The 17,770-nt window shown below is 58.9% G+C and carries 18 protein-coding genes and 3 tRNA genes; 10 read left to right on the plus strand and 11 right to left on the minus strand.

Annotation, left to right across the window (positions count from 1 at the left end; genetic code table 11):
* Positions 1-17: 17 nt before the first annotated feature.
* The 3 genes from ampE to OEG79_RS17395 all read right to left on the minus strand — a co-directional run bounded on the left by ampE (position 18) and on the right by OEG79_RS17395 (position 3,908).
* Positions 18-851: a regulatory signaling modulator protein AmpE gene (ampE, locus tag OEG79_RS17385; protein ID WP_264146195.1), complete on the minus strand. Its 834-nt coding sequence runs from the start codon at positions 849-851 to the stop codon at positions 18-20.
* A gap of 2 nt (positions 852-853) precedes the next feature.
* Complete coding sequence (ampD, locus tag OEG79_RS17390; RefSeq protein ID WP_264146196.1) at positions 854-1,405, minus strand: 1,6-anhydro-N-acetylmuramyl-L-alanine amidase AmpD; 552 nt, start codon at positions 1,403-1,405, stop codon at positions 854-856.
* A gap of 202 nt (positions 1,406-1,607) precedes the next feature.
* Positions 1,608-3,908, minus strand: coding sequence for a DUF1631 domain-containing protein (locus OEG79_RS17395; RefSeq protein WP_264146197.1), 2,301 nt, complete (start codon positions 3,906-3,908; stop codon positions 1,608-1,610).
* A 409-nt stretch (positions 3,909-4,317) separates the two neighbouring features.
* Here OEG79_RS17395 and nadC point away from each other — a divergent pair, with 409 nt between their 5' ends.
* Positions 4,318-5,166, plus strand: a complete 849-nt coding sequence (nadC, locus tag OEG79_RS17400) for a carboxylating nicotinate-nucleotide diphosphorylase (protein ID WP_264146198.1) — start codon at positions 4,318-4,320, stop codon at positions 5,164-5,166.
* A gap of 32 nt (positions 5,167-5,198) precedes the next feature.
* On the opposite strand, the gene tfpZ is transcribed toward nadC, so the two are convergent.
* Both tfpZ and OEG79_RS17410 read right to left on the minus strand, forming a co-directional pair.
* The gene (tfpZ, locus tag OEG79_RS17405; RefSeq protein WP_264146199.1) at positions 5,199-5,936 is read right to left on the minus strand and encodes a TfpX/TfpZ family type IV pilin accessory protein; all 738 of its coding nucleotides are present in this window, start codon (positions 5,934-5,936) and stop codon (positions 5,199-5,201) included.
* Between the two features lie 112 nt (positions 5,937-6,048).
* Complete coding sequence (locus OEG79_RS17410) at positions 6,049-6,537, minus strand: pilin (protein WP_318840823.1); 489 nt, start codon at positions 6,535-6,537, stop codon at positions 6,049-6,051.
* A gap of 225 nt (positions 6,538-6,762) precedes the next feature.
* Here OEG79_RS17410 and pilB point away from each other — a divergent pair, with 225 nt between their 5' ends.
* From pilB to yacG, 5 genes are all read left to right on the plus strand, one after another.
* Positions 6,763-8,469, plus strand: coding sequence for a type IV-A pilus assembly ATPase PilB (pilB, locus tag OEG79_RS17420; RefSeq protein WP_264146200.1), 1,707 nt, complete (start codon positions 6,763-6,765; stop codon positions 8,467-8,469).
* Between the two features lie 2 nt (positions 8,470-8,471).
* The gene (locus OEG79_RS17425) at positions 8,472-9,689 is read left to right on the plus strand and encodes a type II secretion system F family protein (protein ID WP_264146201.1); all 1,218 of its coding nucleotides are present in this window, start codon (positions 8,472-8,474) and stop codon (positions 9,687-9,689) included.
* On the plus strand, positions 9,690-10,559 hold the full coding sequence (locus OEG79_RS17430) for a prepilin peptidase (RefSeq protein WP_264146202.1): 870 nt from the start codon (positions 9,690-9,692) through the stop codon (positions 10,557-10,559).
* 168 nt (positions 10,560-10,727) lie between these two features.
* The gene (gene coaE, locus OEG79_RS17435) at positions 10,728-11,336 is read left to right on the plus strand and encodes a dephospho-CoA kinase (protein WP_264146203.1); all 609 of its coding nucleotides are present in this window, start codon (positions 10,728-10,730) and stop codon (positions 11,334-11,336) included.
* Positions 11,333-11,527, plus strand: a complete 195-nt coding sequence (gene yacG / locus OEG79_RS17440) for a DNA gyrase inhibitor YacG (RefSeq protein ID WP_264146204.1) — start codon at positions 11,333-11,335, stop codon at positions 11,525-11,527. Before coaE ends, yacG begins: the two co-directional genes overlap by 4 nt.
* A gap of 36 nt (positions 11,528-11,563) precedes the next feature.
* On the opposite strand, the gene OEG79_RS17445 is transcribed toward yacG, so the two are convergent.
* Entirely contained in the window at positions 11,564-11,779 is a 216-nt protein-coding gene (locus OEG79_RS17445; RefSeq protein ID WP_264146205.1) for a hypothetical protein, read from the minus strand.
* A gap of 105 nt (positions 11,780-11,884) precedes the next feature.
* A complete protein-coding gene (locus OEG79_RS17450; protein WP_264146206.1) occupies positions 11,885-12,574 on the minus strand; it encodes an energy-coupling factor ABC transporter permease in 690 nt (229 codons plus the stop codon).
* Between the two features lie 199 nt (positions 12,575-12,773).
* Between OEG79_RS17450 and OEG79_RS17455 the strand changes: the two genes are divergently transcribed.
* The 4 genes from OEG79_RS17455 (at position 12,774) to OEG79_RS17470 (ending at position 15,511) form a co-directional block, all read left to right on the plus strand.
* Positions 12,774-13,403 (plus strand): DUF1780 domain-containing protein, encoded by a 630-nt coding sequence (locus OEG79_RS17455; protein ID WP_264146207.1) that lies wholly within the window; start codon positions 12,774-12,776, stop codon positions 13,401-13,403.
* Positions 13,400-13,948, plus strand: a complete 549-nt coding sequence (locus OEG79_RS17460; RefSeq protein ID WP_264146208.1) for an MOSC domain-containing protein — start codon at positions 13,400-13,402, stop codon at positions 13,946-13,948. Before OEG79_RS17455 ends, OEG79_RS17460 begins: the two co-directional genes overlap by 4 nt.
* A gap of 24 nt (positions 13,949-13,972) precedes the next feature.
* Entirely contained in the window at positions 13,973-14,146 is a 174-nt protein-coding gene (locus OEG79_RS17465) for a DUF3094 domain-containing protein (RefSeq protein ID WP_264146209.1), read from the plus strand.
* A 63-nt stretch (positions 14,147-14,209) separates the two neighbouring features.
* Positions 14,210-15,511, plus strand: coding sequence for an NAD(P)/FAD-dependent oxidoreductase (locus OEG79_RS17470; RefSeq protein WP_264146210.1), 1,302 nt, complete (start codon positions 14,210-14,212; stop codon positions 15,509-15,511).
* 320 nt (positions 15,512-15,831) lie between these two features.
* Here the strand turns inward: OEG79_RS17470 and OEG79_RS17475 are convergent, their stop codons facing one another.
* The 4 genes from OEG79_RS17475 to OEG79_RS17490 all read right to left on the minus strand — a co-directional run bounded on the left by OEG79_RS17475 (position 15,832) and on the right by OEG79_RS17490 (position 17,601).
* A complete protein-coding gene (locus OEG79_RS17475) occupies positions 15,832-17,256 on the minus strand; it encodes an IS1182 family transposase (RefSeq protein WP_264145506.1) in 1,425 nt (474 codons plus the stop codon).
* A gap of 102 nt (positions 17,257-17,358) precedes the next feature.
* A tRNA-Lys gene (locus OEG79_RS17480) sits at positions 17,359-17,434 on the minus strand.
* 5 nt (positions 17,435-17,439) lie between these two features.
* Positions 17,440-17,516 (minus strand) — tRNA-Pro (locus OEG79_RS17485).
* A 9-nt stretch (positions 17,517-17,525) separates the two neighbouring features.
* Positions 17,526-17,601 (minus strand) — tRNA-Asn (locus OEG79_RS17490).
* Between the last annotated feature and the right edge of the window lie 169 nt (positions 17,602-17,770).

Here is a 17,770-nt window from a genome sequence, read left to right on the forward strand (position 1 = left end):
TTGTGCTCCTCGCCCAACTAGAAAAACAGCACCCAGACCGCGTAACCGGCGTACCAGACCACCGCAGCACGAATCAGCAACTGCCAGAGCTGGTCCAGCGTATCGACGCCGGCCTCGCCCATCACCGGAGGCGGCATCTCGCCGGCTGCACGCCCGGCCTTGGCCACCAGTTGTGCGGCAGAAATGTCCCAACTCAGCAGCTCATGCAGCACAGCGCGGCTGACGGCGACGAAGTTGCCGACCAGCGCAAAGCTCGAAGCCAGCACCCGCGACGGCAACCAGTCGAAGGCATGGCGCAGCTGCACGGCGCGCTCACGCAGGGCCGGCTGCTCAGCATGTTCGGCACTCAGCGCCAGCAGACGATAGGCCAGCGCAGCCATCGGCCCCAGCATCAGATACCAGAAGATCACTGCGAAAAAGCTCTGATAGGCCTGCCATAGCAGATGTCCCTGAACCTGAGGCAGCAACTCGGTGCCCTCCTCCGGCTGCAATCTCAGGTCACGTTCGGCCGCGTGGTAGGCAGCCTGACCATCACCGCGCCGCCAGGCATCACGAAACGGCCCCAGCGCCGCGAGCAGATCACCACGCCCCAGGCTGTAGATCAGCACCAGCAGATGCACCGGCAAGGCCAGCCAACCATAGGCCAGCGGCTTGAGCAGCAGCAGAAGCAGTCCCAGCGCCAACACCGGCAACAGAACCAGAACGGCCAGGCACAACCATGGAGCCTGCTGCAGCCCGCCCTGTTGCAGGCGTTGCAGTTGCCTCAGCCAGGGACCGTCCTGCTGGATACGCAGGCGCCAGGCGGAAAATTTCTCGGCCCACAGCACCAGCAGAATCACCAGAAAACTCATTGCTACCTCTCCTTCAGTTCGGCATGCAGACGCGACCAGTCGAACGCGGGGCCCGGATCGGTCTTGCGTCCGGGGGCGATGTCGCAGTGACCACGGATACGCTGCGTCGACAAGGCCGGATAGGCATCCAGCAATTGCCGCGTCAGCTCCGCGAGTCGGGCGTATTGCGCATCGCTGTAGGGCAGATCATCCGTCCCTTCCAGCTCCACACCCAATGAAAAGTCGTTGCAGTTGTCGCGCCCCTCGAACCAGGAAACCCCGGCGTGCCAGGCGCGATCCAGGCAGGAGACGAACTGGGTCACCCTGCCATCACGCTCGATGAAGAAATGCGCGGAAACCTGCAGAGTCGCAATCTCGGCAAAGAAGGGATGCTCGTGTGTCGGCAGACGGTTCTGGAAGAATTCCAGCACCTTGCCCGTTCCGAACTGCCCGGGCGGCAGGCTGATGTTGTGCACCACCAGCAGGGAGATCTCGCCCGTGGGGCGAGCATTGAAATTCGGCGAGGGGCAGTGATGAACACCCTGAAACCAGCCGGTCGTGGGGTCGAGTTGCATGTGGCACTCCTGAGCGTGCCCACACTCTAGAGCAGCCAACCCGCACGGCCAAGAGCGAGACAGCAACAGGGTGTATGAATCGAAGGGATTGCGGCTTGGAAAATACGCACGGTGGAGCGATCAAGCGGGACCGGAGACGTCGCCGCCGTGAGGCACCTAAAAGCCCTCCGTTACCGGGAGCCAGGCGCCCCCCGGCAACGAATCAGGCGTTCTTCAACTTGCGCAGGTTGCCGATCACCGACTCCAGGGCACGATCGAACAACAGGGCATCGTCAAGCAGGCGGATCGTATTGCGACGGAATTCCACGGCCAGCGCATTACGACTCTTCTCCAGCACCTTCATACCGGTACGGTTGACGAAGACGTACTTGCCGGTGGGCTTGATGATCGCCGCCAGTTTGCAGCGCAGCTTGTGCTCGTCATCTTCCTGGAACTCGACCCAGCTGCCCACGCGCAGGCTATCGACCTGCAGCAGCGCCTCATCGTCGTCCGGCAAGACAACGTCCGGCTCCTCAGGGCGGGTCTGCCCCGGTGCCAACAGGACGATCTCCTCGACCACCTCGACCATGGCCGGCGCATCTTCGACTTCTTCCGCAGTCGGCAACTCCAGCAGCGGCAGTTCAATACCAGCCTGTGCGGCGTCTGTGGTAGTCGCGGGTTCGTCCGGCGCGGCCCCCAGCTCGGGAGCGGCACGCTTGAAACGCTGGAAGGCCTGCACATGCAGTGCCTCCAGCTGACTGAAGAACTCGCTGGTGGAGAACGGATCGAACGCCGCGCTGGCCATACCCTCACGCAGCGCCTTGAGCATACCGGGCACCAGCTCCAGCAGGCGCAGACGCGCCTCGGGATCTTCATGCGGAGTGACGCTCCAGACCAGATCATCCATGGTCTGCAGAGCAGAGCGCCATTCGTCCGAGTCCACACCATGCTTGAGGCAGGTGAGCATCAGCACCTTGCTCCAGGCCTCCTGCAGCAGACGCACCACCACTTCCGGCAAGGTCTTGCCCAGCAGCCGCTCGTTCAGCGCTTGCTCCACCTCACGGCGTGCCAGTTCGGCTTTGGCGCTGCCCTCTTCGGCATCGCGGGTACGCTGCTCCAGCAGTTCGCTGCGACGGCGTTCGTCGCCGGTGAATGCCATGAACTCGGCCAGCAGCTCGGAAAAGATCGCCGGATCGTCGACGAAGTCGTTCAGCAGGCGCTGCACCACCTGTTCGATCTTCTGATACAGGCTGTCACGCTGCGCATCGTCCTGATCGACCCAGCCCAGTGCCGCGGAAGCAATTTCGTTGAGCAGACGGCGAGCCGGGTGGCTGCCGCGGCTGAAGAAGGTCTTGTCCAGCACCGCGACCTTGAGCATCGGGATCTGCAGGCGGCCGATCAGTGCCTTGAGCGAATCCGGCAGGGTGCGATCATCGAGAATGAATTCGAACAGCATCGACACCAGGTTGATCACGTCCTCATCGACTTCACCAACCACACGCGCCTTGCCGCTCTTGGCACTGGCACGCTCGAGCAGACGCTCGAGCTGATCACGCAGATCGAAGTCCTCGACACTGGCCTGCGCCGGGGCACGCTGCTGCATGTGCGAAAGCAGGCGCATCAGGTCGTTGCTGGTGATCGGTAGCGCATCGGCCACCTGAGCGCGGCGCGGCATCGCGGAGCCACGCACCTGCGAGAGCAGATCCTGCAGCACTCCGAACACTTCCTGAACGCCCTGATCGGCACCTTCGAGCAAGGGAATACCTTCCTCGTCCGGGGCCTGGGTATAGGCAGAAGCCGCAGGACGCTGCTGGCGGCGCGGCGGCGCGGACTTCAGCTCCGGCAGTACCCCAGCGCTGACCAGAGCCTGATTGGCCTCGGCATATAGAATGTCGCAGCTGCCCAGCACGTATTTCTCGAACAGCTTGAGGATGATCAGCTTGACCTTGATCTCCACGCCCAGTCCGCTGCAGGCATCGAGGAAATATTCACTGAGCAGGGTCGGACCGAGCGGGTTGCTCTTGTCGTCGAGTTTCTTGCTGACGACCGCATTGAGGCGCGTGGTGAGATGACCGAGCGCCACGGCATCACGGCTCATGACCTTGGCCACCATGGCGTCCAGCGCCACGGTCTCCTCAAGCTCGTCGTTCTGTACCAGGCTCAGACTGTCGAACGACACTGCATCCAGCGTCGGCTGCTGCTTGCCGATTTCATACTGATTGAGATTGGAGAAGGACTCGAACACCTTCTGCAGGAAACCACGTTCGATGTTCTTGCGTTTCAGGCGCAAGTCACGCATGGCCTCGAAAAAGGCGTTCTGCTCGGCATTGCTGGTCGCCCGATCCGCCATCTCGAAGAGGGTATCGTCGGCGTTATCGAACAGGCTCTGCAGATTCTGCTTGAGCTGTTGCGCGGCTTTGTCACGCACCTGAATCAGCGCCACGGGCAGTCTTCCTACCGGCGAAGTTGGCGATAGCTCAGCGGTGGCCTTGGTAAGGTGCACCACGTTCGCGTCGGTCTTCATTCTAGTCTCCCGCAGACTGCCCGAGCCCGGGCTTCCTGGTCTGCACAGCGTCAACCGAGCGTCATCCGTAACGTCAAAGGCCTGGCGTCAATAATGTAAAAAGTAAAGGCATTATAGGGAGGCTGCGCGCCATACCAAGCCAATTTTTCCCACAGACATGATCCAGATCACAGATAGCCGAGCACCACCTACAGACGGTAGCCGATGGATCGCTATCGCACCTACAGCCTAACGCCAGCAGGCAGATAACGCTGCACCGGTGGTCAGGGTACTCTCCCCCGATAAGAGCGTCGCCCCGCTAGAAAAGTGCCCGTCAGTGATCAATAACTCGCAAGGCTGGGCCGGGCCAGAGCATTGCCCTAACCTCACCTGGCTCTATAATCGCCCCTCGCCTAAACCGGAGCCGACCATGCCCAACCTGACTCTCACCGAACTCGGCAGCGAAATCGAAGCCAATGTCCGTCGCGCCCTGGCTGAAGACATCGGCAGCGGTGACATCACCGCCCAGCTGATTCCTGCCGAGCGTCTGGCCAGTGCCAGGGTGATCACGCGTGAAGAGGCGATTATCTGCGGCACGGCGTGGGTGGATGCGGTTTTCCGTCAGCTCGACCCGCGTGTAACGGTGCATTGGCAGGTGCAGGATGGCGACCGTGTTAACGCAGACCAGACCCTGTTCACCCTCGAAGGTCCAGCCCGCGCGCTGCTCAGTGGCGAGCGTAGCGCCCTGAACTTCCTGCAGACCCTGTCTGCGGTTGCCACCCGCTGCCGCCACTACGCCGACCTGGTTGAAGGCACTCAGGTGAAACTGCTGGATACTCGCAAGACCCTGCCGGGTCTGCGCCTGGCGCAGAAGTACGCCGTGACCTGCGGTGGCTGCCACAACCACCGTATCGGCCTGTTCGACGCCTTCCTAATAAAGGAAAACCACATCGCCGCCTGCGGCGGCATCGCCCAGGCAGTATCCACCGCCCACCAGATCGCGCCCGGCAAACCGGTTGAGGTGGAAGTAGAAAGCCTGGAAGAACTGCGTGAAGCGCTGGAAGCGGGGGCGGACATCGTCATGCTCGATGAGCTGTCACTGGAAGACATGCGCAAAGCCGTAAGACTCACCGCCGGTCGCGCCAAACTCGAAGCTTCGGGCGGCATCAATGACAGCACCTTGCGCACGGTAGCCGAAACTGGGGTTGATTACATCTCGCTGGGGACGCTGACCAAGGATGTGAAGGCGGTGGATTTGTCGATGAGGCTGGCGCTTTAGAGCGCCAGCACAACATACGAAAGCCCTTTAGCTCATAGAGTCCAGGGGTGAAGCGCTACCACTCCAAGCACTTCGCTACCGTCCCCTCCCAGCAGCACGACCATCGGTTCAAAACGCGCCATAAGGGGTAACCACGCGGTAGCCTGAGGCCACTCTGCTAGCACTTGCGCCACACTAGCCTCGTCGTTGAAATCATTTAACCGTTCGAGAGGTTGAGCGCGCTGTGTAATTTGCTCAGAGAGAGAACTTAGCGGGACATAAAACTCGGGCCTCTGAGCCAAATCACTGCCACCAGCCAAGCTCTCAAAGATGATTTCCTGCTGAATGCGGGCATCATGCGGTTTACGGGCACCGACCCACTGCGGCCCGAACCAAGGCGCAGAGCCATACTCCGGCGATGCCGCCGCCAGCCCTCGCTCATCAATATCGAGTACCTGCACGAGATCAAAACGATCCGAGTTAAACACAACCCATGCTGGACGCCCCTGGCTCACCGACCAAAGTCCATAAGCCAAAGCAGTAATTTGCATGATCACGATCACTGCAAGATCGAAGACCAAGGTTTTCTTGCCTGTTTTATAAACCAAAAAAGTTAGAAGTGGCCCAATCACCACATCTACCGATATTAAAATAATAAAAATTGAAGTAACACCAAGTGCTATATGCAAAGGTGAGGGAAACCATATTCCAAACACCCAGCACAAACTGCACAGAGCGATACCCATAGAGCACAGTAAATGTACGAAGAAGGCTTTAAAACGGGAACTCATCGAAAACATCCATTCGCTCAGAAAGCCAAAAACAAGAACGCCTCGTCAAACGAGGCGTTCTTGCTCACACCAACCAGCAGAAAGGTCTAAGCCCTCCCGCCCGTAGCGAAAATTAGCGGCAGCTAGCCGGCATGTACTTAGCGTCACCGCTGAAGGTACAGATCCAGGCTTTGACCGGGATGTTGTTCGGAGACACATAGTCATTCGCGGTCATGGGAGTATTGCCAGCAGTATCGGCATAGGGAGTGAGAATGACGGTTTGGCCATCGACATCGGTAGCTTTGATGTTCTGGGCAGTGATGGTGATCACACCATCAGCATCGGTATTGATCTTCTCAACGTACTGGGTTTCAACCGGGTTAGCAGAATTTTCCTCGCCGCAACCCCAGTCATCACCTGCCTTAACAGCGCGCAGACCGCTATCGGCAGACTCCTGAATGGAAGTCTTACAAACCGAACCAGCCAGAATCACTTCAGAAATCTTGGCGCGTGCGGTGTAGTCCTGATAAGCCGGCAGCGCTACAGCGGCCAGAATACCGATGATCGCTACAACGATCATCAATTCGATCAGGGTAAAACCCTTCTGAACTTGAGCTTTCATTCGTTAACTCTCCTAGAAATGAACAGGTCCTGTGACCTAAGCTCAGTAATGCACACCCTGTGCCAATTCACCCGAACAGTGAATTTCGCAGATCTGCCAGCGCCAGACAGCATCAAGAAAAACCCTACCTGACAATAACTGCCAATTTTTGTCACACCCCTCAACCTCATCTGGCAGCCCGCAAGAGACTAGGTTATAAGGCAGGCATTGATTGTGGAGCACATGATGAACGAGAACATCTCCCTGTCTGGCCTGGCCAAACAGATGGTGCTGGCCGAACTAATGGACGAGAAAGCCGCCCAACAGGCCCAGCAACAAGCGCAACGAAACAAGCTTTCGCTAGTGACTTACCTGGTACAGAACAAGTTGGTTAAAAGTCGTGCCCTGGCAGAGCTAGCCGCCGAACAGTTTGGCGTCGCCTTTTTCGACCTGAACGCTATAGACAAGGACGGTCAACCCCGCGACCTCATCAGCGAGAAATTGGTACGCCAGCATCGGGTGCTCCCATTATGGCGCCGGGGCAACAAGCTGTTCGTCGGACTTTCTGATCCGACCAATCACCAGGCCGTGACGGATGTGCAGTTCAGCACCGGCCTCAATACCGAGGCAATTCTGGTCGAGGACGACAAACTGGGCGATGCCATCGACAAGTTCTTCGACTCGGCCAATAGCGGCATGGAAGATCTGGCCGATGTGGACCTGGACGGACTGGACGTCGAAGCAGTAGATGACGATAGGCAAACCGGTGACGGCGGGGGGGGCGATGCCGATGACGCGCCAGTCGTACGCTTCGTCAACAAAATGCTGCTCGACGCCATCAAAGGGGGCTCATCCGACCTGCACTTCGAACCCTACGAGAAGGCCTACCGGGTACGCTTTCGTACCGACGGCCTGCTACACGAAGTGGCGCGCCCGCCAATTCAGCTTGCTCCGCGCATTTCCGCACGCCTAAAGGTGATGGCCGCTCTGGATATTTCCGAGCGACGCAAGCCGCAGGATGGCCGGATCAAGATGAAAATATCCAAGACCAAAGCCATCGACTTTCGCGTCAACACCCTGCCCACACTGTGGGGTGAGAAGATCGTGATGCGGATTCTCGATCCGACCAGCGCACAGATGGGCATCGACGCTCTGGGTTACGAGGAGGAGCAGAAAGAGCTGTATCTGGCAGCCTTGAAGCAACCTCAGGGCATGATTCTGGTCACCGGACCCACCGGCTCAGGCAAAACGGTTTCGCTCTATACCGGCCTGAATATCCTCAACACTCCGGATGTGAATATCTCCACGGCCGAAGACCCCGTGGAGATCAACCTGGAAGGCATCAACCAGGTTAACGTCAATCCCAAGCAGGGCATGGATTTCACCCAGGCACTACGCGCCTTCCTGCGCCAGGATCCGGATATCATCATGGTCGGTGAGATTCGAGATCTGGACACCGCCTCCATCGCGGTCAAGGCCGCGCAAACCGGCCACATGGTGATGTCCACCCTGCACACCAACAGCGCCGCGGAAACCCTGACCCGCCTGCGCAACATGGGTGTGCCATCCTTCAACATCGCCACCTCCGTCAACCTGATCATTGCTCAGCGCCTGGCGCGCAAGCTGTGCAACAGCTGCAAGAAGGAAGTTAACGTGCCGCGTGAAACCCTGCTGGCCGAGGGCTTCCCTGAGGACAAGATCGGTACTTTCAAAATCTATGGCCCGGTAGGTTGCGATAACTGCAAAGGCGGTTACAAAGGCCGTGTCGGTATTTATGAAGTGGTTAAAAACACGCCGAACCTGCAGCGGATTATCATGGAGGAAGGCAACTCCATCGATATTGCCGCACAGATGCGTAAAGACGGCTTTAATGACCTACGCACCTCCGCTTTACTCAAGGCCATGCAAGGGGTTACCAGCCTTGAAGAAGTCAACCGCGTGACCAAGGATTAACCATGGCCGAAAAAGCTCTAAAAACCAGCATATTCACCTGGGAAGGCAAGAACAAAACCGGCTCCATCGTCAAAGGGGAAATCAGCGGGCAAAATCCCTCTCTGGTGAAAGCCCAGTTGCGCAAACAAGGTATCAACCCAACCAAGGTGCGCAAAAAATCCAGCCTTTCGCTGGGTGGTGGTAAGAAGATCAAACCCATGGATATCGCCCTGTTCACTCGACAGATGGCGACCATGATGAAAGCCGGGGTGCCGTTGCTACAATCCTTCGACATCATTGCCGAGGGTTTCGACAATCCCAATATGCGAAAAATGGTAGACGAGGTGAAGCAGGAAGTCGCCGCAGGTAATAGCTTTGCCACCTCGCTGCGCAAGAAACCCGAATACTTTGACGAACTGTACTGCAACTTGGTTGAATCCGGCGAGCAAGCGGGTGCCTTGGAGAATCTGCTAGACCGGATTGCCACCTATAAAGAAAAGACTGAGGCACTGAAGGCCAAAATCAAAAAAGCCATGAATTATCCAATTGCGGTTGTAGTAGTTGCGGTTATCGTAACTGCCATCCTGCTAATCAAAGTAGTGCCTCAGTTTGAGCAAGTATTCGCAAACTTTGGCGCAGAATTACCTGCATTCACTCAAATGGTAATTGGAATATCTCAGTCGCTTCAACAGTGGTGGCTGGTATTTCTTATTGCGATATTCATAGCTGCCTTTTCCTTCAAAGAGGCGATGAAACGGTCGCAGAAATTACGGGACTCGGTAGACCGCGGAGTACTTAAACTCCCTATCGTCGGCGATATTCTCTACAAATCTGCAGTGGCACGCTTTGCTCGCACGCTATCTACCACCTTCGCTGCTGGCGTACCATTGGTAGATGCACTGGACTCGGTTTCCGGTGCCACCGGCAACGTGGTTTTCAAAAACGCCACCAATAAGATTAAGTCTGACGTTTCTACAGGCATGCAACTCAATTTCTCCATGCGTACTACCGGCACTTTCCCTAGCATGGCCATTCAGATGACAGCAATTGGTGAAGAGTCCGGCTCTCTGGATGAAATGCTCGACAAGGTTGCCTCTTTCTATGAAGCCGAAGTAGACAATATGGTCGATGGTTTGACTAGCCTGATGGAGCCTATAATCATGTCCGTATTGGGCGTACTGGTTGGCGGCTTGATCATTGCCATGTACCTGCCGATCTTCCAACTGGGCTCCGTGGTCTAAATGCTCGTGGTCGAATTTCTGGCCAGCCACACGCTGGCCTTTGTTTTGTGCGCCCTGTTATTAGGCTTACTTGTAGGCAGTTTCCTTAACGTTGTCATCTATCGCCTGCCTCTGATGCTCCAGCGCGACTGGCAAAGCCAGGCCCGTGAAGTACTGGAATTGCCACCAGCCCCCACCCAACAAACTTTCAACTTAGTCCTACCCAACTCCTCATGCCCTCGCTGCGGCCATGAGATTCGCCCCTGGGAGAACATCCCGGTTATCAGCTACCTGTTCCTGCGCGGCAAGTGCTCAAGCTGTAAAACGCCGATCAGCAAGCGCTACCCCATGGTAGAAGTGGCCTGCGGCGTGATTTCCGGCTACGTCGCCTGGCATTTCGGCTTTACCTGGCAGGCGGGTGCGATGTTGTTGCTGGCCTGGGGGCTGCTGGCGATGAGTCTGATCGATGCCGACCACCAGATCCTGCCGGATGTGCTGGTGCTGCCGCTGCTATGGCTGGGCTTGATCGTCAACTACTACGGATTGTTCACCAGCCTGGAAGATGCTCTGTGGGGGGCGATTGCCGGTTATCTGAGTCTGTGGTCGGTGTACTGGCTGTTCAAGCTAATCACCGGCAAGGAAGGCATGGGTTACGGTGACTTCAAGCTGCTGGCCATGCTTGGAGCCTGGGGCGGCTGGCAGATACTGCCGCTGACCATTCTGCTGTCGTCGCTGGTCGGCGCGGTACTCGGTGTGATCCTGCTGCGCCTGCGCGGCAGCGATTCCAGTACGCCAATTCCCTTCGGCCCGTATCTGGCGATTGCCGGATGGATCGCATTGCTCTGGGGCGATGTGATTACCGGCAGTTATCTGAAATTCGCCGGTTTTTAAGCCTTCCCCTCAAAACCGCGTCGCCCCCCACGAAAGCAGCAGCCCGGAACGTTTGGGCATGCTGCCTTTTGCGAGAATGGCAACCAGCAAGCAGCACACCGGTTCGCATCACATCCCAATCCCCCCTACAATCGCGGCCTTGAGCAATAACGAGGCTGCTTTGGCGTCATGAAACCCTGGATACTCGGCCTGACCGGCGGCATTGGCAGCGGCAAGAGCGCTGTCGCGCAAGGTTTTATCGAGCGCGGCGTACATGTGGTCGACGCTGATCACGCGGCACGCTGGGTAGTAGAGCCGGGCCGGCCGGCGCTGGCGAAGATCGTCGATCACTTCGGTGAGGGCGTGCTGCAAGGCAATGGCGAACTGGACCGCGCCGCCCTGCGCAAGCTGATATTTGCCGACCCCGAGCAGCGCCGCTGGCTGGAAGGCCTGCTGCACCCGCTGATCGGCCAGGAGATCGTTCAGGTGCTGGCACGGGCCGAATCGCCTTATGCCATTCTGGTTTCACCCCTGCTGGTCGAGTCCGGCCAGCGGCAGATGACTCAGCGCGTGCTGGTGGTCGATACCCCCGCCGAGCTGCAGATCCAACGCACCATTGCGCGCGATCAGAGCTCGGAAGAGCAGGTTCGCGCCATCATGCAGGCACAGGCCAGCCGCGAAGAACGCTTGCGCCATGCCCACGACGTACTGGTCAATGATCGGGACATGGCCTGGCTGGACGCGGAGGTCGAACGCCTGCACAACTTCTATCTGACGCTGCGCGGAGGCCAGCCATGACCACGACCGTTCAATGCCCCACCTGTGGCGCGCCAGTCGAGTGGAAACCCGAGAATACCTATCGCCCGTTCTGCTGCGAGCGGTGCAAGCTGATCGATCTGGGCGCCTGGGCTGCCGAAGAGCACGCGATCCCCGGCAACGATCTGGAAGACGAATTGTTTAGCGGCGACCTGCCGACGCGACCGCATTGATGCCAGACGAGCCGGCACATGCCCTTTCCCCTACCCTCAGGGACGCATAAAGCAGTAGTCGCGATCATCGTCGAGGTTGTCAGCGAGAAACTGCAGTTCGTGGGCCAGTTCCCGGGCATCACGCACCGCCTTGTTCTGCTGAACGACCTCAGCCAGTAGCGCGCGCACCATCATCACGCGCTCATGGCCATGACGTTCCCCGTCATGCAAATCGTCCTGAAGAACCTTTCTGGCCCAGCTGTGAATGCTCATGTCGAAGCCTCGGAAGAGTTTTTCACAGCATGGCGGCTGATCTGCTCCAGACTTTGACCGGAATCAATCCCGGCAGCAGCATTCAATCGGTCAATACACCGCCATTCATTCGCCGCGACCATTCTCCTTCCAGGGTGCCTGGAGGTAACGGCTACGATTGAAGGTTTCCAGCCAGTCCGGGTAGAAGACCACCAGCGCAGTGACAACGGTGCCGTTGATAAAAGCCTCGGGGAATGCCACGAGCCACAGGTAGCCGGCAAAGTCGTCCAGCCAGGGCGGCATGGGAAACAGCCCGTCCATCCACAACAGGGCAAGGCCACCGAGCAGCGTCATCAGCGTCGCCAGCGCGGCCGGGAAGAAACCACAGAAAAAGATGTAGACGAACAGGTTGCGCGGCTGTGCGCGCTCCACACGCAGCGCGCACAGCTCGGTGATCAGCACCGGGATCAGCACCAGAAGCACACCATTGATGCCGAGCGAGGCCAGGTCCATACGCCCCATGGCCAGCAGCCCAAGCTGCGCCGCCAGGCCGGCAAGGACGGCAAGGGGCCAGTCGAGCAACAGCGTCACGGCAGTCATGCCGATAAAGTGATAGGACAGCCCGGAGTCGAAATCGCGGCGCACCAGCCAAAGCAGAAACAACGCGAGCATGGTGCCGAACAGCAGATGCTGGCGACGCAGGTCGCTGAACAGCTCGACCCAGGGCGCACGCACAACCGCCCAGAGCAATGCCAGGCCGTAGATCAGCCAGCCGCCCAGCAGAGTGGAGAATGCCAGTAGATTGGAAGCGATCACGCGTACACCCTCTCCTCTTTCATCGCCATGCCGGGCAGTCTACACCGGCACCTTTCGCAAATCCGACAACGGGTCCCCGGAAAAAATGTCCACGAGTCGCCCGAACAGCGCACGCCCCCCCGCACAGTAGCCACAAGCCTCTGCAGTGAGCCCTGATCAGCAGTGGCGGGCAACTCAGCGCTACGGCTAAGCTGTGGATATGGACGACTCCGATTATTTACGCCTTTTGACGTACCAGGCCGAACAAGCCAACGCCTTCCTCTCCAATGCGCGGAAATGGGAGCGCGAGCGTTGGGTCTGCCAGCGTCTGCTGCAGGCGCTGAACGTACGTCACAATCAAGACGACTTCACTCCCAGCGGCCAGGAACCGCCGGACGTACTGTTTCGCGACGCCAGCTTCGAGGTATTTTTCGTGCTCGACGAGGGGCGACGCCTCAACGATGAGTGGCGCGCCGAGCTTGAGCGCCGCCGCAGTGCCTTCTCGCTGAGTCAGCTGGTGCGCCGCGAGGCACGTCCCAAGCGTATCCCGGCCGGCGAGATGCAGGCGCGCCTGGCGCCGACCCTGCGCAAGAAGGCGCACAACTACCGCGAACGGGGCATTGATCTGTGCGAACTCGACCTGGTCGCCTTCGTCAGCCTCAAACGCGCCGTACTCGACTGCAACAGCCATTTCCCGCCACCAACCGAATATCTGCGCCAGGGCTGGCGTTCGCTGTCGCTGGTCGGCCCGCGCTTCGCTCGCGTGCTGTTCGCGCATCCGGATGCACCGGATTTTCTGCGGCACAACCTCGGCCGCACCCTGCTGTTCGACATCGGAATCGGGCTGTGAGCCCACTACAGCAATTACTGGCCGAGGTACCCCAGATCGGCCAGGTACGCTGGATAGGCGTTCGCCCCAAGGCGCGCGAGGCGATGCTCGAAGTCGAAGCCGTGGAAGCCCGGCGCGAAGCCGGACTGACCGGTGATCACAGCCGTCCTGGGCCACGTAACGCGCGACAGGTCACGCTGATTCAGTGGGAGCATCTGGCGGTCATCGCCGCCTTGCTCGGCCGCGATGCGCCCGTGCACCCGAGCGAGCTACGGCGCAATATCGCGGTTGCCGGGATCAACCTGTTCAGCCTCAAGGGCAGGCGCTTTCGCATCGGTCAGGCGCTACTGGAAACCACCGGCTGGTGCCAGCCCTGCGCCCGTCTTGAAGAGCGTCTTGGCCGTGGAACCTTCCAGGCCATGCGTGGCCACGGCGGCATCACCGCCCGCGTCATAGAAGGCGGCATCATCCGTCTTGACGATACCCTGAGCGTGGAAGGTATCAGCCCAGTATCTGACCCGCAGGACAACGATGCTCGCCAAGGCTGGCGGGCACGCCTAGAATAGCCACATTCAAGCAGAGGCCCGCCCATGACCAGCCGCCTGAGCCCCGAAGACCAGCAGAAAGTCGACCAGTACCTGAGCGCACCGCAGCATCAGGTGGAGCGTCAGCCGTTTCGTGTCTGGCTCCTGCTCACCGTGGTGCTGGTCGTCGTTATCGGCCTGGGCCTGCTGAGCCGTCTTCTGAGTCGACTGGTGCTATGAGCTGCTTCGCGCTCGCCCTCTCGCACTCACACCGTCTTTTTCAAAGCCTTGTGAGTATTTTCCATGTCCCATCGCATCGTGATTGTCGGCGGCGGCGCCGGCGGTTTGGAGTTGGCCACCCGTCTGGGTAGAAAACTGGGCAAAAGTGGCGCAGCACGGATCATCTTGGTCGACGCCAACCTCACCCATATCTGGAAACCCCTGCTGCACGAAGTGGCCGCCGGCTCGCTGAACTCCTCGGAAGACGAGCTCAACTACGTGGCCCAGGCCAAGTGGAATCATTTCGAGTTTCAGCTCGGGCGCATGTCTGGCCTCGACCGTGCAGGCAAGAGCATCACCCTGGCACCGACGCTCGATGACGACGGCCAGGTGCTGATGCCTGAACGCCGCATCGCCTACGACAGCCTGGTGCTTGCCGTTGGCAGCACCACCAATGATTTCGGCACGCCTGGCGCAGCGGAACACTGCATCTTCCTCGATACGCGGGGGCAGGCCGAGCGCTTTCACCGGCGCCTGCTCAGCCATTATCTGCGCGCACACGCCAGCGAGAACGGAGACGCTTCGAAGATCGACATCGCCATCGTTGGCGCTGGCGCCACCGGGGTCGAACTGGCCGCCGAACTGCATCACGCCGCCAAGCAGCTGGTCGCCTACGGCCTCGACCGCATTCGCCCCGAAGACATGCGCATCACCCTGATCGAAGCCGGGCCGCGTGTGCTGCCTGCCCTGCCCGAGCGCATCGCGCGACCGGTGCACCAGACCCTGGAAAAACTCGGTGTCACGGTACTGACCGGTGCGGCCGTCAGCGAAGTAACCGCCGAAGGCCTGAAGACTGCCGACGGCAACTTCATTCCGGCAAGTCTGAAAGTCTGGGCAGCCGGCATCCGCGCCCCCAGTTTTCTCAAGGAACTCGACGGTCTGGAAAGCAATCGCATCAACCAGCTGCTAGTACGCCCGACACTGCAAACCACACTGGACGATGACATATTCGCCTTCGGCGACTGCGCGGCCTGTCCGCAACCGGGCACCGAGGGCCGCAACGTACCACCGCGTGCCCAGGCGGCGCATCAGCAGGCATCGCTGCTGGCCAAGTCGCTGCGCCTGAAGATCAGCGGCCAGGCCCTGCCGGAATATCGCTATCGCGACTACGGCTCGCTGATCTCGCTGTCGAGTTTCTCCGCAGTCGGCAACCTGATGGGCAATCTGACCGGCAGCGTGATGCTCGAAGGCTGGCTGGCGCGGGTGTTCTACATATCGCTCTACCGCATGCACCAGATGGCACTGTATGGCGTGCCGCGCACCCTGTTGCTGATGCTCAGCGACCGCATCGGGCGCAGCACCGAGCCGCGTCTCAAGCTGCATTAATAGCGGCCGCCATGCGGCTTTCTGATGACCCTCTCCCATAAGGGAGACGACTGCATGGATGCAGGAGCCAAAGCCGAGGGCACCCGAAGGGCGGGAGAGGGTGCGGCAGGCGACTCTGCAGCCAATTGGCCCTCTCCCCAGCCCTCTCTCGCAAGCGGGAGAGGGCAAGCACATAGCCTGGACACCGGAATGCAAAAACGAAAAAGCCCGCACTAGCAGACTGTGTGAAAACGTTCTGAACTGAACCGGTTCAATACAAACGCCTCGATTGATTCGGGGCGTTTGTGTTTTTACTGGTGCAATGATGCAAAGTGCAGCGCTCAGGTCAGCAGCTCGATCATGCGGCGTGCCCCGAGTACCGAAATAGCACGTTTGAGGTTGTAGGCTTGCACGGCCATCGCCATCTCTGCTCTCACCCCGCTGAAATGGCGCACTAGAAAACGACCGTTGCCCAGAATCCATTGTTTGAGATTGCCAAAAGGGTGCTCGACGATTGCTCGTCGCCGTCCCATCATCTCAGGGTGAGTTTCGAGTCGTTTCTCCATCCGCGCGAACGCCTCTTCGTTGGGATGGCGGCTGATATGACGCCGTTGGGCCTGTGTGCACTTGGCTTTTAATGGGCAGTTCCCGCAGTCCTTGGCACGGGCTGCGTAAAGGCGAGTGCCACGATTTAGCTGTTTGAGTGATAGGGTCTTGCCCGCAGGACATTGGAAGCTGTCGGTCGCAGGATCGTAAGTGAAGTCCTGACGCGCAAACAGTGTGCCGCCGCCCTGGTTGTTGGGCGCGCGATTCACGGGGACGAAAGCCGTAATGCCCGCTTCTTCGCAGGCCTGAAACTGCGCCCCGTTGGAATAACCTGCATCAGCCGTGACGGTCAGCTCAGACTGCTGCAGAACCGCCTGAGTCGCTTTGGCCATCGGCTCCAACTGCTGATTGTCGGTGCAGTCACTGGTCACTTCGTGATGCACGATCAGGCCATGCTCGGCATCGACAGCGCTCTGCACGTTGTAGGCCACGCAAGGGCTCTTGCCTGAGCAGCGCATCTTCTTGGCATCCGCTTCGCCTTCGACGAACTGTTCCAGGCCCTGCGCCTCCATCAGCGCTTTTACGGTCAAGTTATCGGCATGGCGATCCTGTAGCTGGCGTAGCGCCTGTTTCACCGCTGCCCGGTCAATCGTCTCTTGCGCGTCTTGTGCATCACCCTCATCAAGCTGGGCCAGGTACTGGGCAATGTGTTTTTCCAGCTTCGCTTGTTGACGCTTGAGCTTCTCCACGCTCAGGTGCTTGCGCAGCGAAGCTACCGCTTGGAACTTGCTGCCATCGATGGCCACCAGCTCCCCACTGATCAAGCTCGCCTGGCGACAGAACTGGACGAAAGCCTTGCAAGTCGCCTGAAAGGCCATGCTGTTGTCTTTGCGAAAATCCGCGATGGTCTTGAAATCCGGCGCCAGACGACCCAGCAACCACATCACCTCGATATTGCGCTGGCACTCCGCCTCCAATCGACGAGAGGAGCGAATGCGCTGGAAGTAGCCATATAGGTATAGCTTGAGCAAATCAGCTGGATCGTAGCCAGGGCGCCCAGTCTTGAGCGGCTCAGCCTTGCTGAACCCCAGTACCTTCAGATCCAGACGAGCCACATAGGCCTCGATCACCCGTACCAGGTGATCCTCCGGCACCAGCTCCTCCAATGTGGGAGGAAACAGGCTGCTTTGCTGACGACCTTCGCCCTGGATGTAGCCCATAAACGACAATGCCCCCATCGACTGATGGAGGCATTGTCTTCAGCTTGCTCTCAGACTGCTAGGTTTTCACACAGTCTGACTAGGCGGGCTTCTTCGTTATGGTGGTGGGTCGTGTAGGATTCGAACCTACGACCAATTGGTTAAAAGCCAACTGCTCTACCAACTGAGCTAACGACCCAAATATGGTCGGGGTAGGGGGATTCGAACTCCCGACATCTTGCTCCCAAAGCAAGCGCGCTACCGGACTGCGCTATACCCCGTTAGGAAGTTGGCTCCGCGACCTGGACTCGAACCAGGGACCCAATGATTAACAGTCATTTGCTCTACCGACTGAGCTATCGCGGAACTTCGGTCTTCCATCTCTGCTGCGTTTCGGCTTTTGCTTTACCGCTTCAGAGGCGCGCCATTTTACGTAGCAAAAATTCCCTGTCAACCCCTGCAAACTGCTTTTGCGACAATGCTTTGCGGAAGGGGCATGGGCTACTATATCTTTCATTGACAGCGGCAGCGTGCA

The organism is Pseudomonas sp. Z8(2022), assembly GCF_025837155.1.
Taxonomy (GTDB): domain Bacteria; phylum Pseudomonadota; class Gammaproteobacteria; order Pseudomonadales; family Pseudomonadaceae; genus Aquipseudomonas.